We start from the raw sequence: 22,834 nt of genomic DNA, 5'->3' as shown, positions 1-22,834 counted from the left end.
GATTATCCCCCGTCTGACGGCTCATAAACATCGGTGGAGTAGTCGGGCTCCTCCCCGCCCTCCCCGGTGCTGGTGATGGTGCAGTCCTGCTCCGTCCCGGCCAGGCGCACCCGCCGGGCCTTGCACAGTTCCAGCACAGCGATGAAGGTGGCCACGATCTCCGACCGGCTCCGGTTGCCCCGGAACAGGGCGGAAAACCGGGTGACCCCGAACCGGGCCAGCCGCTCCAGAATCTCGTCGGCCTTATCGGCCACCGGATAGGGTTCCCTACCCACAATGCCCTCAAAGGCGGCTATGGGGGGCGGCAGCCGGTGGTCAGTCCTGGCCAGGACCGACTTCATGGCCTTCAGCAGGTCCTCAGGCTTGTGGACGTAGCGGTAGGTCTTGTCCGCCTGGATGGCCTCCGGCGGCTTGGTCAGGTAGTCCCGCCCCACCGCGTAGCGGTCGGACAGGGTGGGCACCACCGCCTTGATGCGGACATAGTCCTCCCGCCGCTGATGCTCCTCCAGGGAGGCCATCAACTGTTCCAGTTCGGTGAGGGCCTCCTCATCGTGGATGGACAGCAGCATCCGGGTCTTGATGTAGACCAGCTGGGCCGCCATGGTGACGAACTCGCTGGCCACCTCCAGGTCCAGCTGCCGCCGCTGGTCCATCCAGGCCAGATATTGGTCCAGAATCAGGGAGATCTGAATGTCCTTGATCTCCATCTTGTTCTTGCTCAGCAGATGGAGGATCAGGTCCAGGGGACCGTTGAAGTCCTCCAGGTCCTCCCGGTTCTTGACCACTTTTTCCAGATGGTAAATGGGCGTTTCGATGGCACTCACCTCAAAACAGGTTCAGAATAGTGGAAACGTCCTGGAGATAGAGCAGCCATTCCAGCGGCATTCCGGTGATGGCGCACAGCCCCCGCAGGCACTGGACCATCAGGAAGGTCAGGGGCTTGTTGAACACCCCCACCAGCACCAGGATGATGAGCAGGCCCATCACATACTTCTCATATTTGAGGACGGTATAGTAGGCCCGGTCGGGCAGAAATGCAAAGAGGATCTTGGACCCGTCCAGGGGGGAGATGGGAATCAGGTTGAACAGGCCCATGCCCACCCCCAGCAGGGCCATGTTGGACAGAAAGCACAGTACCAGCAAGGTACCCTTGTTTACCGGGGCCATCTGCCAGACGGCGGAGGACAGGGCCACTGCCGCCAGGGCAGTGAGGAAGTTGGCCGCAGGCCCTGCCAGGGCGGTGAGGGCCATGCCCCCCTTGGGGTGCTTGAAGTAGCGCATATTGACGGGCACCGGCCTGGCCCAGCCCACCTTGGCCACCACCATCATCAAAAGACCTATCAGGTCCAGGTGCTTGATGGGATTGAGGGTAAGCCGTCCGGCATTTTTGGCGGTGGGATCGCCCAGCCGGTAGGCCACAAAGCCGTGAGACAGCTCATGCAGGGTGATGCACAACAGAGCGGCCACGGCGCTGATGAGCAGAGCCACAAGCCCCCACCAGTCCATGTGCTGGGCAAATTCACGCAGAGAACCCAATGGTCATTCCTCCAACAGTTTGCGTTTCAGCCGGTCCAGTACCGGATCGGTCAGTCCGGCGGCATACAGATAGTCCAAAACAGAGCCGTAGGCCCCCTCCAACCTCTCCAGGCAATCCTCCAGATATTCCGGCTTGGAGAGGCCCACATAGGCGGGCAGGTCGGAGCGGGTCTCCCGCATCCACCGGATCACCGGGCGGATATAGGTCTGGGACACCTGATAGTCGGCCAGGATATCCAGCCGGTCCACTCCCGCCAGAGTGAGCAGCAGGGCGGCAATGCAGCCGGTGCGGTCCTTCCCCGCCATACAGTGGAAGAGCACACCCCCAGGTGCGTCGGTGATGGTCTCCAGCACCGAGCGTATGGTGTCCTTCCGCTCCAAGGTGCGGAAATAGCCCAGGCCGATGAGCTTCTCCTCGTTGGGCAACTTCTCGCCGGTAGACATGGGAATGAAATGGCAGGAGAAGCCGGAACGGGCCGTCAGTTCGTCAGGGAACTGTCTCGCCTCCGCCGGGCTGCGCAGGTCGATGATAGTAGTGATGTTCCGCTCCAGCAGAAGCTGGACATCGGCGTCGGTCAATCCCATAGGGTTGTCCCCCCGCAGCAGAACGCCCCACCGGGTGGTCCTCCCATCCGCCGTAGGATAGCCGCCCAGATCCCGCAGGTTGAGCATCTTCCCCAGCACGATTCGCCGTTCCATTCCATTTCACCTCAGTTCTGTCCATAATTTGATTCCGATTATATCAAATTTTCCCGAAAAACACAAGCCGGACCGGCGGGTTTGCCCAGCCGGTCCGGCCTCTGCTCAGATGATGTGGTTCCGCAGGGTACCGATGCCCTGAACGGTGACCTCCACGGTGTCGCCGGGGGCCATGGGCCCGATGCCCGCTGGGGTACCGGTGGTCACCACGTCGCCAGGCTCCAGGGTCATGGAGGCGGTGATGAACTCCAGCAGCTGAGGCACCGCCGTCATGAACTGGCTGGTGTTCCCCTGCTGGACCACCACCCCGTTGAGCCGGGTCTCGATGGCCAGAGCGTCGGGGTCCACCTCGTCGGTGACCACGGGGCCCAGAGGGGCAAAGCCGTCCATGCTCTTGCCCCGGGTCCACTGGCCGTCCCCCTTCTGCACGTCACGGGCGGTGACATCGTTGAGGCAGGTGTAGCCCAGGATATAGTCTGCAAAGTTCTCCGCCTTTACATCCTTTGCCCGGCGGCGGATAACGAAGGCCAGCTCCCCCTCGTAGTCCAGCCGCTCCACAAAGGCGGGAGCGTGGACGGTTCCCTCGGGGTGGTTGAGGGTATTGGGGGCCTTCAGGAAGAGGATGGGCTGCTCAGGTACCCCCTCCCCCATCTCCATGGCGTGGTCGTAGTAGTTCTTGCCCACGCACACGATCTTGGTGGCCTCGCAGGGGGCCAGAAGGCGGCAGGCCTCCAGAGGCAGACTCTCCCCGTCGTAGCAGATCTCCTCAAAGGGCGGGCGGGTCACTGTGCGCACCAGGTCCCCATGGAGCACTCCCCACACGCCCTTGCCGTCCCGCAGCAGCTTCACATATCTCATGCCAGTCCCTCCGCGTGATCCAGAATCAGATTGAGCAGTTCCTGCTTGCCGTCTCCCTTCTCAGCCGAAAAGGGAATTACCTTTACACTATCATCCAGCTCCAGGGTCTCCCGGATACGGGCCAGATTGGGCTCGATGTCGCTCTTGCGCAGCTTGTCCAGCTTGTTGGCCACCACGGCAAAGGGCTTGCCGCTGTTCTTGAACCACTGAGCCATGGTACAGTCGTCGGCGGTGGGCTTGTGGCGGGAATCCACGATCATCAGTCCCAGGGTCATCAGGGAGTTGTCGGCAAACCACTCCTCCATGAGCCGCCCCCACCGCTGCTTCTCCGCCAGGGACACCTTGGCATAGCCGTAGCCCGGCAGATCCACCAGATAGAAGGCGGAGTCGATGAGGAAGTAGTTGATGTGGGTGGTCTTGCCGGGGGCTGCGCCCACCCGGGCAAAGTTCTTCCGGTTCAGGAGCCGGTTGATCACTGAGGACTTGCCCACGTTGGAGCGGCCGGCAAAGGCCACCTGGGCCAGCCGGTCCCGGGGAAAATCAGACGCCTTGGCGGCGGAGCGGACAAATTCCGCTTTTTGCAGATTGATGGGCATAATTACCTCCCAAATGTGTATGCGCAGCGGGGGTTTGCCCCCGTCTTACTGGCGCAGATTGGGCCGCTCGGCGGTCTGGGCCCCGGTGTGGGCCTGAGCCAACGGCTGGGCAGGTTCACACACCTTCAGGTCCAGGGCCTCAGCCAGCACCTGGTCCACCTGCTCCACAGGCACGAACCGCAGACCCGCCTTGACGGTGGGATCGATCTCCTCCAGGTCCTTCTCATTGTCCGCCGGGATGAGAACGGTGCGGATGCCGTTGCGGTAAGCGGCCATGGTCTTTTCTTTCAGGCCGCCGATGGGCAGCACTCTGCCCCGTAAAGTAACTTCGCCTGTCATCGCCAGTTCCGTCTTGACCGGCATACCGGTGAGGGCGGACACCATAGCGGTGGTGATGGCAATACCGGCGGAGGGGCCGTCCTTAGGCACCGCTCCCTCCGGGAAGTGGATATGGAGGTCCTTTGTCTTGTGGAAGTCGGCCTCAATGCCCAGCTGGGCAGCCCGGCTGCGAATGTAGGTCAGGGCGGCATGGGCAGACTCCTTCATCACGTCGCCCAGGTTGCCGGTGAGCTCCACCTTGCCGGTGCCGGGCACCACGGCCACCTCTACCTCCAGGATCTCTCCTCCCACGCTGGTCCAGGCCAGACCGTTGACCACGCCCACCTGCTCGGTCTGGGGGATGTGGTCGGGGTGATACCGGGGAATGCCCAACAGCTCCTCCAGATTTTTCTCTGTAACGCTGACCGACTTTACAGTTCCTGTCACCAGGCGCATAGCGGCCTTACGGCACAGGGCGCCGATCTGCCGCTCCAGGATACGCACACCGGACTCCCGGGTGTAACCCCGGATGAGGGTACGCAGTGCGTCGTCGGACAGCTTGAACTTGGCCTTTGTCAGGCCGTGGCGCTTGATCTGCTTGGGGATCAGGTGGCGCTTGGCGATCTCCACCTTCTCCTCGTCGGTGTAGCTGCTCAGCTCAATGACCTCCATCCGGTCCAGCAGGGGCTTGGGGATGGTGTCCAGTGTGTTGGCGGTGGTGATGAAGAGCACGTCGGACAGATCGAAGGGCACCTCCAGGAAGTGGTCCCGGAAGGTAGCGTTCTGCTCGGCATCCAGCACCTCCAGCAGCGCGGAGGCGGGATCGCCCCGCTGGTCGTTGCCCAGCTTGTCGATCTCATCCAGCAGCAGCAGCGGATTGCAGCTGTCGGCCTGCTTGATGGCGGCAATGATGCGGCCGGGCATAGCCCCCACATAGGTCTTGCGGTGGCCCCGGATCTCAGCCTCGTCGTGGACGCCGCCCAGAGAGATGCGGGCCATGTTCCGGTGAATGGCGTGGGCCACGCTGGTGGCAATGGAGGTCTTGCCCACGCCGGGCGGGCCTACCAGGCAGATGATCTGCCCCTTCATCTGGGGAGAAAGCTGCTTGACGGCCAGGAACTCCAGGATACGTTCCTTTACCTTCTCCAGGCCGTAGTGGTCCCCGTCCAGCACCTTGCGGGCGGCCTCCACGTTGACTCGCTCTTTGGTGTACTTTCCCCAGGGCAGTTCCAGCACAGTATCCAGGTAGTTGCGCAGCACAGTAGCCTCGGCGGAGCCGAAGGGCTGCTTCTCCAGCCGGCCCAGCTCCTTGGTCAGCTTGTCCGCCACCTCCTGGGGCAGCTTGGCCTGGGCAATGCGCTGGCGGTACTCCTCCAGCTCGCTGTCCCCCTGGCCGTCCTCCCCCAGCTCCTGCTGGATGACCTTCAGCTGCTCCCGCAGCACATAGTCCCGTTGGCTCCGGGTGAGTTGGTCCCGCACCTTGTCCTGCATCTGGTGCTCCAGCTCCAGAATGGCCACCTCCCGGCGGAGGTTCTGGCACAGCTTCTCCAGCCGGCGGACGGGGCGCAACTCTTCCAGAATGGCCTGCTTGTCCCCGGTGCGCATGGGCAGGTTCTGGGCGATGTAGTCGGCAATATAGCCCGGCTCCTTGCTGGAGAGCACCGACAGCAGAATGTCGGGAGTCATCTTGGGGGCCAGGTCGATGTAGTTCTCAAACAGCTCGTAGGTCTGACGGATCAGCGCCTCGGTGCGGGCAGAGCGGCGGAAGGTGGTCTCCTCCGGGATCTCCTCCACCTGGGCGGTGAAGTATGGCGTGGTCTGGGTCAGGCACTGGAGCCGTCCGCGGCTGACGCCCTCCACCATCACCCGCACATTACCGCCGGGCAGGCGGAGAATCTGGCGGACGGTGCTGATAGTACCCACCCGGTAGAGGTCGGCCTCCTTAGGCTCCTCCACCGCCATGTCCCGCTGGGCCACCAGGAAAATAGGCTGGCCGGAGGTCATGGACTCGTCCAGGGCCTTGATGGAGGCCTCCCGGCCCACGTCAAAGTGGAGCATCATATTGGGAAAGATGGTCAGCCCCCGCAGGGCCAGGGCGGGCATGACCGCGGGCAGATTGGTTTGCATGGTTTTCCCTCCTCTCGGGAATATGAAACAGGAGACAGGACCGGGGGCGGCCGGTCCTGCCCAGTCTCCCGGTTCCTGTCTCCTATATTGGTTTTATAGCTGTTTTATTCAGGACACGTTGCCCTTGGGGGCCTTTCCGCCGTGCTCGGCACGGAGGGACGCGCCGCCCAGCCTGGGCCGGTGGGTGCGCTCCGGGTCGTGCTCCACCATGGGAGGCACATGGTCCTTGACGCTCTCGGCGGTGATGGTCACCTTGGTAATGGTGGGGTCGGAGGGCACGTCGTACATGACCTGGGTCATGACCTCCTCCAGCACCGCCCGCAGGCCGCGGGCGCCGATACCACGCTCAATAGCCTTGTCGGCGGCCGCCTCCAGGGCGGCGCTGTCAAAGGTGAGATCCACCATATCGTACTCCAGCAGCTTCTGGTACTGCTTCACCAGGGCGTTCTTGGGCTCGGTGAGGATGCGCACCAGCTGGTCCTTGTCCAGGGCGTTCAGGGTGGTGATCACCGGCAGACGGCCCACCAGCTCGGGGATGATGCCGAACTTTAGCAGGTCGTGGGGCTGGACCTCCTTGAAGATAGCGGTATCCTTCTCCTTCTTGCTCTGGATCTCGGCGCCGAAGCCGATGGTCTTTTTGTCCAGACGCTGCTCGATGATCTTCTCCATGCCATCGAAGGCGCCGCCGCAGATGAAGAGGATGTTCTTGGTGTTGATCTGGATGAACTCCTGATGGGGGTGCTTGCGGCCGCCCTGGGGGGGCACATTGGCCACGGTACCCTCCAGGATCTTCAGCAGGGCCTGCTGCACACCCTCGCCGGACACGTCGCGGGTGATGGAGGTGTTCTCACTCTTGCGGGCGATCTTGTCGATCTCATCCACATAGATGATGCCCCGCTCGGCCAGCTCGATGTCGTAATCGGCGGCCTGGACCAGACGCAGCAGAATGTTCTCCACGTCGTCGCCCACGTAGCCCGCCTCGGTGAGGGTGGTGGCGTCGGCAATGGCGAAGGGCACCTTCAGGATGCGGGCCAGGGTCTGGGCAAACAGGGTCTTGCCGCAGCCAGTGGGGCCCATGAGCAGGATGTTGCTCTTCTGGAGCTCCACATCCTCCCCGCCGCCGAAGTAGATGCGCTTATAGTGGTTGTATACCGCCACGGACAGAGCCACCTTGGCGTCCTCCTGGCCGATGATATACTGGTCCAGCACGTCCCGGATCTCCCGGGGGGTGGGGATCACATCGGGGATGTCGGGGGACACGGACTCCTCCGGGTCGTAGTTGTCGTCCAGAATGCTCATGCACAGGTGGACGCACTCATTGCAGATATAGGCCCCGGGGCCGGCGATGATGCGGGCCACCTGGTCCTGGTGCTTGCCGCAAAAGGAACAGCGTACGCTTTTGCGCTCGTCGTTTTTTGGCATATCGTTACCTCGTCGTACTCTGGATTGGTTGCAGATGGGAGCAGGTAAAAAGCCGGAAAGGGAGCGGGGCGTTTCCTCCCCGCTCCCCCGCAGATTACCGGGAATAGATGACCTTGTCGATCAGGCCAAACTCCTTGGCTTCCTCAGCGGACATGAAGTTGTCGCGCTCACAGGCGGCAGTGACTTCCGCCACATTCTTACCGGTGTTGTCGGCCAGGATCTGGTTCATACGCTTCTTGATGATCTCCAGGCGCTTGAGGTGGATGGCCATATCAGTGATCTGGCCCTGAGTGCCGGCGGAGGGCTGATGGATCATGATCTCCGCGTTGGGCAGTGCCAGGCGCTTGCCCTTGGCGCCGGAAGAGAGCAGGAAGGCCCCCATGCTGGCCGCCATACCGATGCAGATGGTGGATACATCACACTTGATGTACTGCATGGTATCATAGATGGCCATACCGTCTGTAACAGATCCGCCGGGACTGTTGATATAGAACTGAATGTCCTTATCCGGGTCCTGGGCCTCCAGGTACAGCAGCTGGGCTACCACCAGGCTGGCGGTAGTGGCATTGACCTCCTCGCCCAGGAAGATGATGCGGTCGTTGAGCAGGCGGGAGAAAATGTCGTAGGACCGCTCGCCCCGATTGGTTTGCTCCACTACATAGGGTACTAAGCTCATGATTGCGAAACTCCTTTATTCTGATGTCGGGGCGCCGGGCCTCCCTCTCAGAGACCCGGGCCCCGGACCATCCCCATCCTTGGGCAGGCTTACCTCAAAGTATGCCCGCCTCACGGCGTCTTATTCCTCAGTTTTCTCCTGAGCGGGAGCCTCCTCAGCGGGAGCCTCCTCGGTCTTCTTCTTGGTGGTGCGGCGCTTCTTGGGCTTCTCCTCGCCCTCGGCAGCCTCACCCTCGGCCTCCTCGGCCTTCTTCTTGGTGGTCTTCTTCTTGGCGGGAGCCTTGCCCACCTTGGCGCTGTCATAGATGACCTGCTCGGCCTTCTGGATGGCCAGGCCCTTCTTCACGTCCTCAGCGGGAGCGGCAGCCTTCACCTGATCCAGCTCCATGTGGTACTCGTCGGCCAGACGCTTGTACTCGGCCTCCAGGTCCTCGTCGCTGATCTCAATGTTCTCAGCAGCCACAACGGCGCCCAGAGCCAGGTCACGGCGCACCCGCTCCATGGCGGCGGCGGCGGCCTGAGAGCGGACCATGTCGATGGTCATGCCGGTCATAGCCATATACTGCTCGAAGGGGATGCCCTGAGCCTGGATGCGGCGGGCCATATCCTCCACCATCTGGTCGGTCTCGTAGGCCACCATGGCGTCGGGGATCTCAACCTCCATGTTGTCCATGACCTGCTCCATGATAGCGGCCTCAAAGGCGCGCTTGGCCTGGGCCTCACGGCGCTCGGTCAGCTTGTCGGCCAGATCCTTCTTGAAGGCCTCCAGGGTGTCAAACTCGGACACGTCCTTGGCAAACTCGTCATCCACGGTGGGCAGCTGCTTCTCCTTGACCTCGTGGACCTTGACCTTGAACACCACGGGGGCGCCGGCCAGATCCTCGGCGTGATAGTCCTCGGGGAAGGTGACGTTCACGTCCTTCTCGTCGCCGGCCTTGGTGCCAACCAGCTGATCCTCAAAGCCGGGGATGAAGGCGCCGGAGCCCAGCTCCAGGCTGTGGCCCTCGGCCTTGCCGCCGTCAAAGGGAACGCCGTCCTTGAAGCCCTCGAAGTCGATGACCACGGTGTCGCCGTTCTGAGCCTCACGCTCCACGGTCACCATACGGCTGGCGCGGTTGATGTAGGGCTTGAGCTCGTTGTCGATGTCCTCGTCGGTGATCTTGACCTCTTCCTTCTCAGCGGTGAGACCCTTGTACTCGCCCAGCTTCACCTCGGGACGGACAGTGACGGTGGCCTTAAAGGTCAGGCCGTCCTTGCCGGCCTCCAGAACCTCCACGTTGGGCCAGGACACCACGTCCAGCTTCTCCTGCTCCACGGCATCGGCATAGGCCTTGGGATAGAGCTCGTTGATGGCATCTTCATAGAACACGCCGGAGCCGAACATACCCTCGATGATCTTCCGGGGAGCCTTGCCCTTCCGGAAGCCGGGCACGTTGATCTTGTTGCGCTGCTTCAGATAAGCCTTCTGGACCGCGGCCTCAAACTCCTCGCCGCCGATCTCGATGACCAGCTGAACGGCGCTCTTTTCCTGCTTCTCGACGCTTTTGACATTCATCTTGTTAACTTCCTCCTGTCAGCCCCGGGGCCCGGACAGGGGTCCAGGACGGGGCAGCTTTCGCGTTATCCGTTATATATTATCAGATGTGCGCGGAAATTGCCATAGTTTTTTTCAATTATTCCAGGATTTTTTGGGGCTGGAACCCCACATAGTCGGCCGCCACCAGATGATAGACCACCGGACCGTACTTTCCTTCCACCGCCAAACGGTGGCTTCCGCCGTGCAGGTGGCCGTAATAACAGGCCTCCACCTCATACTTTTCAAGCAGCGCGATGATCTCCGCACAGCGGTAGCCCTGATACAGGGGCGGGTAGTGGAGAAAACACAGCTTCTTCCTCTCCCCCGCCGCCTTCAGGGAGGCCTCCAGCCGGATCAGTTCCCGGTTGAACACCTTCTGGTCCCCTTTTTCCTCGTAAAACCAGCCCCGGGTGCCGCACAGAGCGTACTCACCGTATTCGTAGCAGTTGTTGTGGAGGATCTTCAGGGTAGAAAAGCCCTTCTCGGCAAAAAAGCGGTTCATCTTGGATGCGGTATTCCACCAGTAGTCATGGTTGCCCTTGAGCATCAGCTTGCGGACGCCGGGCAGGCTGTCCAGAAAGGCGAAGTCGGCCTCCGCCTCCTCCAGGCTCATACCCCAGGACAGATCGCCGCACAGCACCACCGTGTCCTCCGGGCCTACCGCCTGAAAGCCCTCCCGCAGCTTGTCCACATAGCCCTCCCAGCCGCCGCCGAACACGTCCATGGGCTTATTGGAGGCCAGGGAGAGGTGGGTATCGCCAATGACAAACAGGGCCATTTACTTGAGCATCTCCAGCACCTGGTCCACCATGTGCTCCTTGGAGACGGTCTGGTTAAAGCGCACGCTCTTATTCTTGAGGGCAGCCAGAGGAGCAGGCACGGGCACGCCGGTGAGCTCGGCCAGCTGATCCAGGATAGCGGTCCCCTCCGCCAGCTCGGTGACGCCCAGGGCGCCCAGCACGCTGTCGCAGAACTTGAAAGGGCTGGCGGTGGACACCACCACAGCGGGGGTCTCGTCGCCGGTCTCCTTCCGGTACTGATCCAGCACGTCAAAGGCAACGGCGGTATGAGGATCGATGAGGTACTTGTGCTCCTGCCACATCTGACCGATGACCTTCTGGGTCTGGGCATCATCGCAGCAGCCGGCGGCAAAGATGCGGCTGAGCTTGGTCTGGATGGCGGGGCTTACCTTATACATTCCCACGGTGTTCAGCTGGTTCATATAGCCTCGCACCTCGGCGTCGTCATGGTTGCTCAGGGCAAAGAGCATCCGCTCCAGGTTGGAGGAGATCAGGATGTCCATGGAGGGGGACATCGTATTGTAGAAGGTGCGGTTGCGGTCGTACTGACCGGTGCGGATGAAGTCGGTGAGCACGTTGTTGGCATTGGAGGCACAGATCAGCTTATTGATGGGCACGCCCATCTCCTTGGCGTAGTAGGCCGCCAGGATATTGCCGAAGTTGCCGGTGGGGACGCAGACATTGATGGGGTCCCCCTTCTGGATCTTCTCGTCCCGCAGCAGGTCGCAGTAGGCCGAGATGTAGTAGACGATCTGAGGAAGCACCCGGCCCCAGTTGATGGAGTTGGCGGAGGACAGGAAATACTCCCGCTCTGCCAGCTGCTCCCGCAGGGCCTCGTCGGAGAAGAGCTTCTTCACGCCGGTCTGGGCGTCGTCAAAGTTGCCCACTACGGAGCAAACTCCCACGTTGCCGCCCTCCTGGGTGTTCATCTGCAGCTCCTGGATGGCAGACACGCCGTCCTTGGGATAGAACACCAGAATACGGGTGCGGTCCACGTCCCGGAAGCCCTCCAGGGCAGCCTTACCGGTGTCGCCGGAGGTGGCCACCAGAATGCACACCGTCTTGGACTCCTGATTCTTCTTCAGGGAGGCGGTGAGCAGGTAAGGCAGCATCTGCAGCGCCATGTCCTTGAAGGCGCAGGTGGGGCCGTGCCACAGTTCCAGGCAGTAGGTCTTGTCGTCCACCTGCCGGACAGGAGCCACCTCAGGTACGTCAAACTTGGCGCCGCCGTAGGCCTTGCTGGCAAAGGAGGTCAGCTCGGAGGAGGTGAAGTCGTCCAGATAGGAGTTCATCACAAAGACCGCCCGCTGCTGGTAGGACATATCCCGCATGGTATTCAGGCCGTTGGGAGACAGCTTGGGAAACACCTCGGGGGTCATGAGGCCGCCGTCGGCGGCCAGTCCCCGGGCAATGGCCTGAGCTGCGGTGCAGCGGTCCTGTTTGTTTCTCGTGCTTACATAGTACATACTTTGCTCACTACCCTCATCAGATTATTGAAGAACAGATCCTGCACCAGGGCCAGGCCGTAGCCCCGCTCCAGCAGGAAGTGGTAAAGCCGTTCATAGTCCTGGACTCCGGCCATGCTGCCGGCCAGGGGGCTGCATCCGTCCAGATCGCCCCCCAGGGCGATGTTTTTCTCGCCCCCCAGCTCCAGCCAGTGGTCCAGATGGGCGGCAATGGCCTCCAGATCCGCCTTACCGCCCACAAACTCAGCGTAGAGGTTCAGTCCCGCCACGCCGCCATGCTCTATTATGGCAGTAAATTGCTCGTCGGTCAAGTTCCGGGGATGAGAAAACGCAGACCGGCTGTTGGAATGACTGGCAAAAAAGGGACCGGACAGGGTATCCGCCACACCCCAGAAGCCCGGGTCGGACAGATGGGACACATCCACCAGCACTCCCAGCTCCTCCGCTTTGCGGACAAAGGCCTTTCCCTGAACGGTCAAGCCCTTGTCGGTGTCCTCTGCGTTGGTGCCGCCCAGAGCGTTGGCCCGGTTCCAGGTGGGATTGACCGCCCGGACACCCAAAGCACAGGCCTCCTCCAGCCGTTCCACAGAACAGTCCAGCAGCTCCGCCCCCTCTACAGACAGGAAGGCGGCCATCTTCCCGGCGGCGAAGGCCTTCTCCGCCTCCTCTGCCGTCCGGCAGTGGGTAATCACAGAGGCGTTGGCCTCCATTTCCCGGGAAAAGAGCTGGTATTCCCGCTCAAAGGTCTCCCGGGGTGTAAGCCCGAGGAAATCCTCCGGCTGACCAAAAAGGGCAAAGAATTGAGCGTACCGGCGGAAGGCTCTCCCCCGCTCCAGATCCACATGATAGGAATTGCGGCCAAAGCCGCCCCCCTCCAGGCAGCATTTCAGCACCGTATCACAGTGTCCGTCAAAGACGTCGATCTCCGGCAAGGCACCCGCCTCCTTTAAAACGCATTTTCCCAATAGTGAAACTCCGGTTCCCGGGTAGCCATGCCCTGGGGCGCATACAGCTCCGCCACGTCGAACCGGGGCTGAAGCCCTATGTCAGGGTGCTCCGCCAGCCAGCACTCCGCCGTGGTACGCAGCTTCTGCTGCTTCCGCCGGTCCACCGCCGCCCGCCCAGGGGCGAAGGAATCATTCTTCCGCAGCTTCACTTCTATAAAGCATAAATACTTGTCAGTCGTTGCAATCAGGTCGATTTCTCCAAACCGGCAGTGATAACCGGCAGCAACGATGGTATAACCCCGCTGCCGCAGCAGCTCCGCCGCCTTGGCCTCCCCCCAACGGCCCAGCAGCTTGGCCTCTCCCCCGCTCATAGCTTTTTCAGGAAGGTGCGGCGGTGGATGGGACAGGGCCCGTACTGCCGCAGCCGTTCATAGTGGAGTTTTGTGGGATATCCCTTGTGCTGCTCAAAGGCGTACTGGGGGTACTGTTCCGCCATCTCCTCCATGTACCGGTCCCGGCTCACCTTGGCCAGAATGGAGGCAGCGGCAATAGATGCCGACAGGGAATCTCCCTTTACAACTGTTGCGTGGGGCGTGGTGACGGCTCCGTACTTTCCATGGTCCCGGTTACCGTCGATGAGGGCGAAGTCGGGCTTGACGCTCAAGCCGTCAATGGCCCGCTGCATGGCGTTCATCCGGGCGCTGAGGATATCAGTTTCATCAATCTCCTCCGCCTCTACCCATGCCACGCTCCAGGCCTGGGCCTGCTCTATAATCAGATCGTAGAGCTGATCCCGCTTTTTAGGAGTCAGCTTTTTGGAGTCGTTGAGGCCGGGAATATCCAGTCCCCGGGGCAGGATCACCGCGGCGGCGTACACCCGACCGGCCAGGGGACCAGCTCCCGCTTCGTCGCAGCCACATACCAATTCATGGCCCTGGGCCCAGCAGTCCCGCTCCAGTTCCCACAGATCCATATAGTATATCTCCTTTACACCTCTTGGGGGGTCTCCAGGGTAAAGTTACCCAGCTTGCCGCTGCGGTACTCCTCCAGCAGCACCCGTGCCATACGCTCGGTGTCCACCTCGCCGCCGGAGATCAGAAAGCCCCGCTTGCGGCCGCAGGCCTCCAGCAGCTCCCAACCGGCCAGGCCGGGCTGGGGCTCCACCTTGTATCGGTCGGTGATGGCCTGGGGATACCGGGCGCCCAAGATCTCCATCAGGTGGCAGGCCAGGGTCTCCCGGTCCATGATTTCATCCTTCACCGCCCCGGTAAAGGCCAGGTGCATTCCGGTGATCTCGTCCTCAAACTTGGGCCAGAGAATGCCGGGGGTGTCCAGCAGGTCCAGGCCCGGGTCCACGTTGACCCACTGCTTGCCCCGGGTGACGCCGGGCTTGTTGCCCGCCTTGGCGGACTTCTTTTTGGCCACCTGATTGATAAAGGTGGACTTGCCTACGTTGGGCACCCCTACCACCATGGCCCGCACAGGGCGGCCTACCAGTCCTTTTGCCTTCCACTGCTCGATCTTGTCCTTCAGGGCGGACTTGATAGCGGCGGAGAATTGATTGACTCCCTTGCCGTCCCGGGCGTTGGTCTCCATGACCCACCAGCCCCGCTGGCGGAACCAGTCCCCCCACACCTTGTTCATGGCCGGGTCGGCCTGATCCGCCCGGTTGAGGATGATGAGCCGGGGCTTGTCGCCCACAATCTCATCGATATCCGGGTTGCGGCTGGAAATGGGAATGCGGGCATCGATGATCTCCGCCACTAGGTCCACCAGCTTCAGATCCGCCTGGATCTGCCGCCGGGTCTTTGTCATATGGCCGGGATACCATTGGATGTTCATGCTCCCGCCTCCTTTGGTTCGGTTAGAATAGATTTTATGCTCCATTATACACAAGATATAGTAGTTTGAAAAGAGCAAACACGCACAAAAAAGCGGCTCCGGATCAATCCGGAGCCGCTTTGCGGAACAGAGAATTTACTTGAGCCAGCCGACAGAGACACAGGAGCTGAGGCCGTACCAGGTCACGTTGCGGCCCAGGCCCTCAAAGAGGGCGCGCACGCCCACATACTCCACGCCGTCCACGGTTTTGACGGGCAGGGTGACCGACTGGTCGTCCAGCTTGATGGTGACCATGCCGTCGGCCTTGGTCTGGGCGGCGCTGAGGCCGTTCACCGTGTCGTTGAGGGGCACATAGATGGTGCCGGGCTCAACGTACAGCTTGCTGTTGTAGGTCAGGGGCAGGCCGTTCCACATGATGGTGGGCTGGGACAGGTCCTTGGTGTACACCACTTCCCCGCCGGAGACGGTGGTGAGCACCTGGATGTCCTTGATATCCTCGGCGGGGCAGTTCATGTAGTCCCGGTCAATGACCACGAAGTCGGCCAGCTTGCCCACCTCCAGGGAGCCCTTGATGTCCTCGTTGAACTCGCCGTAGGCCGCCCAGATGGTGAAGGAGCGCAGGGCCTCCTCCCGGGTCATGCACTGCTCGGCATGCCAGCCCTCGGGCGGCTCGCCCAGACGGTCCTTGCGGGTGACCGCGGCATACAGGCCATGGTAGGGATTGACCAGTTCCACGGGGGCGTCGGAGCCGTTGATGATGATACTGCCGCTGTCAATGATGGTGCGCCAGGCGTAGGCGCCCTTCAGCCGCTCGGCGCCGATGCGGTCCTCGGCCATCAGCATATCGGAGGTGGCGTGGGTGGTCTGCATGGAGGGCAGGACCCCCATATCAATGGCCCGCTGGATGTCTTCCAGGGTCAGGATCTGGAAGTGCTCGATACGCAGGCGGGGATCCTCTCTGGGATTCTCCTCCATCACCCGCTCATAGGCGTCCAGCAGCTGGTGGTTGGCGCCGTCGCCGATGGCGTGGCTGCCCGTCTGATAGCCGTTATCATAGGCCAGCTTCACCAGCTGGTACATCTCCTCGTCGGAGGATCTGTAATTGCCCAGATGACCGGCCCGGTCGCTGTACTCTTCCAGCATGGCGGCGGAGCGGGCCCCCAGGGAGCCGTCGCTGAACAGCTTGACCGCCCGGACGTCCATGTGTTCATTATACAGACCGTCCTGAGGATTATTGTTGCGCAGATAATCGGCCTGAGCCCCCTCGGTGGAGGACAGGGACATCAGAATATAAGCGCGCAGCTTCAGACTGCCGTCCTCATACAGGGGCTTGTACACCTCGTTCAGGGTCTCCACGGAGGTGCCGGCGTTCATGGCCGAAGTGAGCCCGTAGGAGAACAGCTGATCCTGGGCCAGCAGCAGGGCCTGCTTCTGCTCCTCGATGGAGAACGCGGGGAGCAGGGCGCTGATCGGACTCATGGCGGTATCGGTCACACAGCCCAGCAGTTCTCCGTCCTCCGTCTTCAGATACTCGCCGCCCTGGGGATTTGGGGTATCCTTCGTGATGCCCGCCAGCTCAAAAGCCATGGAGTTCACCCAGCACATATGGCCATCCGCCCGGGTGAGGTACACCGGGTTGTTGGGGGCCACCGCGTCCAGCTCCTCCTTGGTGGGATAGTCGCTGTCCTCCCACACGGTGTTCATCCAGCCCCGGCCGCGGATCCACTCGCCGGGCTGGGCCGCGTCGGCCGCCTCCTTCACCGCGGCCAGAATGTCCTCCTTGGGTTTCCAGAAGGCATCGATCTGAAGCAGGCTTTCGCCAAGACCGTTGATATGCATATGGCCCTCGATCAGGCCGGGGATCACGGTGTTGCCGCCCAGATCCACCACCTTGGTGCCGGCGCCGATGTAGGCCTCCACACCGGCCTCATCGCCCACATAGACCAGCCGGTCGCCCTTGACGGCAATGGCGCTGGCCACGGTGAACTCCTCATCCACCGTATAAATATTGCCGTTGCGGTATACACTGTCGGCAGCTTCGGGTGCCGCCGCAGAGGCGGGGAAGAGGGAGAGAAGCATGGTAAGTGCCAAAATCGTGCCAAGAATGCGTCCAAAGCCTTTGCGTGACATGAATTTCGCCTCCTATTTGATTCTTCTTTCTCAGTTTCCCGGTGTGTGCGATTGGGCCTATCCTCCTTTCCTCTTGCTCTTGCCTGTAGCGTATCATGAAGCATTTTCTTTTGCAAGACGGTTTTTCAAAAGTCCATTTATGCCTCTGTATTCCTCTATTCTGTCTGAAACCATTTAAAAACCTTAAAAATATTTCAGTTTCTTTATGAATTATAACCAAAACAAGAATATCAAACTTCGTCGTTCTCAATTTGGAAATGCATTTTTGTGCAAGATGGCAAATAGTTTGCATATTCTAACCACTTTTAGACATAAAAAAAGAGAGAGGCAGCTGCCTCTCTCCTTTTTCGGATAAATCCAATGCGATTAGATGCGCTCCTTAACCTTGGCGCTCTTACCCACGCGGTCACGCAGATAATACAGCTTGGCGCGGCGCACCTTACCCTTGCGGACGATCTCGATCTTGTCCACAGCGGGAGCGTGGATGGGGAACACCTTCTCCACACCAACGCCGTAAGACACGCGGCGAACAGTGATGGTCTCCTCGATGCCGCCGTGCTTCTTGGCGATCACGGTGCCCTCAAAGACCTGGATACGCTCGCGGTTGCCTTCCTTGATGTGCACGTGCACACGGACGGTGTCGCCCACATTGGCCACGGGGGGCTCAGCCTTCTGATACTTGGCGCTGAAAGCCTGCATAAGATCCATTTGATTTTCCTCCTGTTGATAGGCGTTCTTACCGGCCATATTCCCGCCGTCCTTCTCTGGACAGCAGCCGCAGAGGACCGCCCTTTATTGAGTCCGAGATAGTATATCATGCCCCACCACAAATTGCAAGCAGATTTTTCATTTTTTCTTGGTTTTCCGCAGCGGGATGGCGGACAGCCACAGAGCAACCAGCAGCAAGGTCAGGTTGCCCTCCCCTACCCGCCACAGCAACAGCGCCCCCATGGTCAGGCCCATGGACAGCCCAACGGAAAGCAGGCCCACCACCGGCTGTGCCCAGTCCTCCCTGCCCGCCAGGGTCAGCAGGCAGCTCAGCGCCCGGCCTCCGTCCAGCGGCCCCACCGGCAGCAGATTAAACAGGCCCAGAGCCAGATGGAGGCCGGTAAAGCACCACCAGGTCTCCCCCAGTCCCGAACAGAGCCAGGCACACAGCAGGTTGACCGCCGGTCCGGCCAGGGCGGCCGCCAGCTCCCGGGCGGGGCCCAGGGGACAGCGTGCAGACAGGGCCATCTCCGCCCCCACGCAGGAGAGTTTCAGCCGGGCCACTCTGCCTCCCAGCAGCCGGATGGCGGCATAATGGCCCAGCTCATGGAGGGCGCAGGCCGCCAAAGCCTGGGGCACCAACCCCCCGCTGTCCAGATAGTACAGCAGGGCCCACAGCAGCAGGGCCCCTGCCGTGATCTCCACACGCCCCCATCTCATTCAGTTGGTCTCGATATAGTAGATGGGATTGATCCGCACCCCGTTGAACCGCAGCTCCAGATGCAAATGGGGTCCGGTGGTGTTGCCGGTGTCGCCGGACAGGGCCACCGTGTCCCCTGCCTTCACCGTCTGACCCTGACTGACCAGTAGCTGACTGCAATGGGCGTAAAAGCTCTTCACCCCGTTGGCGTGGCTGATCTGGAGGTAGAGGCCGTACTGATCGGGGTCGTCGCCAATATAGTCTACCACTCCGTCGGCAAAGGCCTTGACCTGGGTACCGGTGTTCACCGCCAGGTCTACTCCGTTATGGAACTTCTCCTCCCCGTCCACCGGGTGCTCCCGCCAGCCAAAGGGTGAGGTGAGCACCCCCATCACCGGGCTCACTGTCTCCCCCACATCCAGCCGGTACTTATCCATGGAGGTGTTGTCCGGCAGAGCGGGACCGGTGTAGTCCACGTGCTCCACCGCCGGTTCCGGGGTGGGAGTCGGCTCTGGGGCGGCCTCCGGCTGTGGCGCCGGTGTGGCGGCCACCGCCGGGGTGGCCTGCGGGTCGATCTTCAGCCCCAGGGTCCCGGTGCCTTCCTGACGGCCAAAGCCGCTGAGCCAGGCAGCCTGGGCGGCATAGAGGGCGTTCTCCCCCGCCGTTCCGCCGGTCTTGGCCTCTTCCCCGCCCAGCATCTGGCTCCAGGCATCCCCCAGGGTATCCAACATCGGCTCTCCCTTGGAGATAGACTGGCCCAGGTCGGCAAAGACCGCCTGAAAATCCGTGTCCCCCCGCAGCAGGCCCAGCACCTGCTCCCGCAGGTCGGCGATCCGCTCCGGGAAGATCCCTTTTCCGATAAATACCGCCAAAAACAGTGCCAGACAGACCACCAGCTGGGTGATCCGCCGCCTCTCCCGTGGGCCCAGCACTGTTTTTCCCTTCTTTTGTCCCGTTCTTCTGCTGGCAACCCTGCTTCGCTGCTCTCTCATGCCGGCCCGCATCCCTTCTGTATGAGTGTGGGCTATCTATATGCGGCAGAGCAGTGGTTTATGCGGACAACCCGATTTAAGGTTTGCCCCCCATGATGGCGTCCCAGTACCGTTTGGCGGCCTGTTCCACCTTGTTATCTCCGTACTGATAATAGTGACTGCCCGCCAGGGCGTCGGGCAGATACTGCTGTTTCACCCAGTGGTTGGGGAAATCGTGGGGGTAGAGGTACCCCTGCTCCCGCTCCATCCCGGCCGAATCGGCGTGGACGTTCTGGAGGTGCCGGGGATAATCTCCCGTCTTGCCCTTGCGGATGTCAGCCTGGGCAGCGGCAATAGCCTTGTACACCGAGTTGGACTTGGGAGCGGTGGCCAGCAGGATGGCCGCTTGGGCCAACGGCAGCCGTGCCTCAGGCAGGCCCAGCTGGAGGGCGTTGTCCACCAGAGCCTTAACGATGAGGGCCGCCTGGGGATAGGCCATGCCCACGTCCTCGCTGGCCGAGCACAGCAGCCGCCGGATGGCGGTGATCAGGTCCCCCGCCTCCAGCAGCCGGGCCAGATAGTGGCAGGCGGCATCCGGGTCGGAGCCCCGCAGAGACTTCATCAGGGCGGAGGCAATGTCGTAGTGGTCGTCCCCCTCCCGGTCATACCGCATGGCGGAGCGCTGAGCCACCGTCTGGGCGTCGGCCAGAGTGACAAGGAGCTTTCCTTGCTCCCGCTTGGCGGAGTTGAGGAGCAGCTCCACCGCGTTCATTGCCTTGCGCACGTCCCCGCCGCAGGCGGAGGCGATATGCTCCTTCACGCCCTCCTCGCACACTACCTCGCCCTCCAGCCGCTCCCCCATGAGTCGGATGCCCCGCTCCACGGCGGGCAGCACGTCGGCGGCGGTGAGGGGCTTGAATTCAAAGACGCTGGAGCGGCTGAGTACCGCGTTGTAGACATAGAAGTAGGGATTCTCGGTGGTGGAAGCAATGAGGGTGATTTTGCCGTTCTCCATGAACTCCAGCAGGGACTGCTGCTGCTTCTTGTTAAAATACTGGATCTCGTCCAGATAGAGCAGCACCCCGTCGGGGGCCAGCATGGTGCCGATCTGAGCCATGATCTCCTTGATGTCGGAGATGGAGGCGGTGGTGGCATTAAGCCGGTGGAGGGGCCGGTTGGTGCGCTTGGCGATGATGTTGGCCACCGTGGTCTTGCCGGTGCCCGATGGGCCGTAAAACACCAGATTGGGGATGTTGCCTCCCTCAATGATGCGGCGGAGCAACCCTCCCTCCCCCAATATGTGGCGCTGGCCCACCACCTCGTCCAGAGATTGAGGCCGGATCTCGTCCGCCAAAGGCCGGTATGTCATGGGAACGACCTCCCTTAAAAGCAGAATGGAGCGGAATTACTTCCGCTCCATTCTAACACACGTTCGATTGACCGTAAAGAGAAAATGCCCCTATTCCTCTGTGACGGTAAAGACCTTTTCAATGGACACACCGAATACCTTGGCGATATTCCAGGCCAGTACCAGAGAGGGATTATACTTTCCCTTTTCCAGATTGCTGATGGTTTCCCGCCGGACCCCCACCCTTTTGGCCAGCTCCTCCTGACTGAGTTCCAGCCGGGCCCGGTGCTCCTTGATCCGATTGTATATCATGACCGGGTATACCACCATTCCTTACAATTGCTCCAGAAGTCGGACAAGGCGTATACCGCAACCGCCACGCCCCAGCCCAGGGCAAAGGCCGGATACAGCCCTTCTCTGGTGCCCCCTCCCAGCAGCAAGCAGCCAAGGGCTGCCACCACAGAGACCGTCATACCTGCAAAAAAGCCCAAGGCCGCCGAGCGCTGGATCCGCCCTTCCTCCATTTCATCCGCCCGGACAAAGAAATACTGGAAGTCCACCGCAAAGGCGAAGAAACCCAAAAAGGCCCGTTCCGGCGTGAATACTCCCACAAAACCCAGCAGAGACAGTAAGCCGATCAGTCCATACCACCGTTTGGTCTTCATCTCATTCCCCTTTATATGTGTGATGTATTTCGCTCATCTTGTGATAAATATACCATATCATAATTTACCTGTCAAGCTGGATGGGTGGACGCAACAAGGCCGCCCGAAGGCGGCCTTGTGGAACGTTCTTATTCGTACAGGGGGTATTTGGCGGTGAGCTGGGCCACCTGGGCACGCAGGTTCTCCTGGTTGTCCTCGAAGTTGGTGGCGGTCTGCCACATGACCTGGGCAATGACCTTCATGTCCTCCTCCACAAAGCCCCGGCTGGTGGCGGCGGGAGTGCCCACCCGGATACCGGAGGTAACGAAGGGCTTCTCGGGGTCGTTGGGGATGGCGTTCTTGTTGACGGTGATGTTGACCTCGTCCAGACGGTGCTCCATCTCCTTGCCGGTGAGGTGGGCGGGCCGCAGGTCCACCAGCATCAGGTGGTTGTCGGTGCCGCCGCTCACCAGATCAAAGCCCTCCTTCAGCAGGGCGTCCGCCAGGGCGGCGGCGTTCTTCACGATCTGCTGCTGGTAGGTCTTGAACTCCGGCTTGAGGGCCTCGCCCAGGGCCACCGCCTTGGCGGCGATGATGTGCTCCAGAGGGCCGCCCTGGCTGCCGGGGAAAATGGCGGAGTCGATCTTCTTGGCCAGCTCCTCCTTGCAGAGGATCATGCCGCCTCTGGGTCCCCGGAGGGTCTTGTGGGTGGTGGTGGTCACCACGTCGGCATAGGGCACCGGGTTGGGATGGAGCCCGGCGGCCACCAGACCGGCGATGTGTGCCATATCCACAAAGAGGTAGGCTCCCACCTCATGGGCGATGTCGGCAAAGGTCTTGAAGTCGATGACGCGGGGGTAGGCGGAAGCGCCGGCCAGGATCATCTTGGGCTGATGCTTCTTGGCCAGATCCCGGACCTGGTCGTAGTCGATATAGCCCTGCTCGTTGACCCCATAGGCCACCATGTTGTAGTTCTTGCCGGAGAAGTTGACGGGAGAGCCGTGGGTCAGGTGGCCGCCGTTGGCCAGATCCATGCCCAGCACGGTGTCGCCGTGCTCGCACAGAGCCTGATACACAGCGAAGTTGGCGTTGGCGCCGCAGTGGGGCTGCACATTGGCGTGGTCGGCTCCGAAGAGCTGGCAGGCCCGCTTGCGGGCGATCTCCTCCACCACGTCCACGCACTGGCAGCCGCCGTAGTACCGCTTGCCGGGATAGCCCTCGGCATATTTATTGGTGAGCACCGTACCCGCCGCGGCCAGCACCGCCTGGCTGACGAAGTTCTCAGAGGCGATGAGCTCAATGTTGCGCTGCTGCCGGGCGTACTCCGCCTCAACGGCCTGACCTACCTCCGGGTCCTGGGCGGTAAGAAACTCCATGATATCCTTGACCAATGTCTGTCGCCACCTTTCAAAATTTTAGCGATTTAACTCATTATACCGGATGATTCCCAAAATTACAATCGTCACCATAG

At 61.3% G+C, this 22,834-nt stretch carries 23 protein-coding genes; all 23 read right to left on the bottom strand.

What is annotated here, in order from left to right:
- Positions 1-2: 2 nt before the first annotated feature.
- The 23 genes from B5G06_RS04560 to glyA all read right to left on the bottom strand — a co-directional run bounded on the left by B5G06_RS04560 (position 3) and on the right by glyA (position 22,754).
- Positions 3-824, bottom strand: a complete 822-nt coding sequence (locus B5G06_RS04560; protein ID WP_343214241.1) for a segregation and condensation protein A — start codon at positions 822-824, stop codon at positions 3-5.
- A gap of 1 nt (position 825) precedes the next feature.
- Positions 826-1,536: a site-2 protease family protein gene (locus B5G06_RS04555; RefSeq protein ID WP_087187903.1), complete on the bottom strand. Its 711-nt coding sequence runs from the start codon at positions 1,534-1,536 to the stop codon at positions 826-828.
- 3 nt (positions 1,537-1,539) lie between these two features.
- A complete protein-coding gene (locus B5G06_RS04550) occupies positions 1,540-2,235 on the bottom strand; it encodes a tyrosine-protein phosphatase (RefSeq protein ID WP_087187902.1) in 696 nt (231 codons plus the stop codon).
- A gap of 105 nt (positions 2,236-2,340) precedes the next feature.
- On the bottom strand, positions 2,341-3,093 hold the full coding sequence (locus B5G06_RS04545; RefSeq protein WP_087187901.1) for a fumarylacetoacetate hydrolase family protein: 753 nt from the start codon (positions 3,091-3,093) through the stop codon (positions 2,341-2,343).
- Entirely contained in the window at positions 3,090-3,689 is a 600-nt protein-coding gene (gene yihA, locus B5G06_RS04540) for a ribosome biogenesis GTP-binding protein YihA/YsxC (RefSeq protein WP_087187900.1), read from the bottom strand. The genes B5G06_RS04545 and yihA overlap by 4 nt, the downstream gene beginning before the upstream one ends.
- 45 nt (positions 3,690-3,734) lie before the next feature.
- Complete coding sequence (gene lon, locus B5G06_RS04535; protein ID WP_087187899.1) at positions 3,735-6,134, bottom strand: endopeptidase La; 2,400 nt, start codon at positions 6,132-6,134, stop codon at positions 3,735-3,737.
- Positions 6,135-6,242: 108 nt separating this feature from the next.
- On the bottom strand, positions 6,243-7,556 hold the full coding sequence (clpX, locus tag B5G06_RS04530; RefSeq protein WP_087187898.1) for an ATP-dependent Clp protease ATP-binding subunit ClpX: 1,314 nt from the start codon (positions 7,554-7,556) through the stop codon (positions 6,243-6,245).
- Positions 7,557-7,650: 94 nt separating this feature from the next.
- Positions 7,651-8,232, bottom strand: a complete 582-nt coding sequence (locus B5G06_RS04525) for an ATP-dependent Clp protease proteolytic subunit (RefSeq protein ID WP_087187897.1) — start codon at positions 8,230-8,232, stop codon at positions 7,651-7,653.
- 120 nt (positions 8,233-8,352) lie between these two features.
- A complete protein-coding gene (gene tig / locus B5G06_RS04520; RefSeq protein ID WP_087187896.1) occupies positions 8,353-9,786 on the bottom strand; it encodes a trigger factor in 1,434 nt (477 codons plus the stop codon).
- 118 nt (positions 9,787-9,904) lie between these two features.
- Positions 9,905-10,585: a metallophosphoesterase gene (locus tag B5G06_RS04515; RefSeq protein ID WP_087187895.1), complete on the bottom strand. Its 681-nt coding sequence runs from the start codon at positions 10,583-10,585 to the stop codon at positions 9,905-9,907.
- Entirely contained in the window at positions 10,586-12,073 is a 1,488-nt protein-coding gene (gene thrC, locus B5G06_RS04510) for a threonine synthase (RefSeq protein WP_087187894.1), read from the bottom strand.
- Positions 12,061-13,005: a dipeptidase gene (locus B5G06_RS04505; RefSeq protein WP_087187893.1), complete on the bottom strand. Its 945-nt coding sequence runs from the start codon at positions 13,003-13,005 to the stop codon at positions 12,061-12,063. The genes thrC and B5G06_RS04505 overlap by 13 nt, the downstream gene beginning before the upstream one ends.
- Before the next feature lie 14 nt (positions 13,006-13,019).
- Positions 13,020-13,391 carry a YraN family protein gene (locus B5G06_RS04500; protein ID WP_087187892.1) on the bottom strand — a complete coding sequence of 124 codons (372 nt, stop codon included), beginning with the start codon at positions 13,389-13,391 and terminating at the stop codon, positions 13,020-13,022.
- Positions 13,388-13,993: a ribonuclease HII gene (locus B5G06_RS04495; RefSeq protein ID WP_204220744.1), complete on the bottom strand. Its 606-nt coding sequence runs from the start codon at positions 13,991-13,993 to the stop codon at positions 13,388-13,390. The genes B5G06_RS04500 and B5G06_RS04495 overlap by 4 nt, the downstream gene beginning before the upstream one ends.
- Positions 13,994-14,007: 14 nt before the next feature.
- Positions 14,008-14,862 (bottom strand): ribosome biogenesis GTPase YlqF, encoded by an 855-nt coding sequence (gene ylqF / locus B5G06_RS04490; RefSeq protein WP_087187890.1) that lies wholly within the window; start codon positions 14,860-14,862, stop codon positions 14,008-14,010.
- Between the two features lie 135 nt (positions 14,863-14,997).
- Positions 14,998-16,992, bottom strand: coding sequence for an amidohydrolase family protein (locus B5G06_RS04485; protein ID WP_087187889.1), 1,995 nt, complete (start codon positions 16,990-16,992; stop codon positions 14,998-15,000).
- 366 nt (positions 16,993-17,358) lie between these two features.
- Entirely contained in the window at positions 17,359-17,700 is a 342-nt protein-coding gene (gene rplS, locus B5G06_RS04480) for a 50S ribosomal protein L19 (RefSeq protein ID WP_087187964.1), read from the bottom strand.
- 138 nt (positions 17,701-17,838) lie between these two features.
- Entirely contained in the window at positions 17,839-18,420 is a 582-nt protein-coding gene (locus B5G06_RS04475; protein WP_087187888.1) for a site-2 protease family protein, read from the bottom strand.
- On the bottom strand, positions 18,421-19,332 hold the full coding sequence (locus tag B5G06_RS04470) for a M23 family metallopeptidase (protein WP_242955346.1): 912 nt from the start codon (positions 19,330-19,332) through the stop codon (positions 18,421-18,423).
- A gap of 136 nt (positions 19,333-19,468) precedes the next feature.
- Positions 19,469-20,740: a replication-associated recombination protein A gene (locus B5G06_RS04465; protein ID WP_087187886.1), complete on the bottom strand. Its 1,272-nt coding sequence runs from the start codon at positions 20,738-20,740 to the stop codon at positions 19,469-19,471.
- Between the two features lie 90 nt (positions 20,741-20,830).
- A complete protein-coding gene (locus B5G06_RS04460) occupies positions 20,831-21,031 on the bottom strand; it encodes a helix-turn-helix transcriptional regulator (RefSeq protein WP_087187963.1) in 201 nt (66 codons plus the stop codon).
- Positions 21,028-21,384: a DUF3796 domain-containing protein gene (locus B5G06_RS04455; RefSeq protein WP_087187885.1), complete on the bottom strand. Its 357-nt coding sequence runs from the start codon at positions 21,382-21,384 to the stop codon at positions 21,028-21,030. Before B5G06_RS04455 ends, B5G06_RS04460 begins: the two co-directional genes overlap by 4 nt.
- 128 nt (positions 21,385-21,512) lie before the next feature.
- Positions 21,513-22,754 (bottom strand): serine hydroxymethyltransferase, encoded by a 1,242-nt coding sequence (glyA, locus tag B5G06_RS04450; RefSeq protein WP_087187884.1) that lies wholly within the window; start codon positions 22,752-22,754, stop codon positions 21,513-21,515.
- Between the last annotated feature and the right edge of the window lie 80 nt (positions 22,755-22,834).

Origin of the sequence: Flavonifractor sp. An52, from assembly GCF_002159385.1 — a bacterium.
Taxonomy (GTDB): domain Bacteria; phylum Bacillota; class Clostridia; order Oscillospirales; family Oscillospiraceae; genus Flavonifractor; species Flavonifractor avicola.
This window is presented reverse-complemented; position numbering and strand designations above follow the sequence as displayed.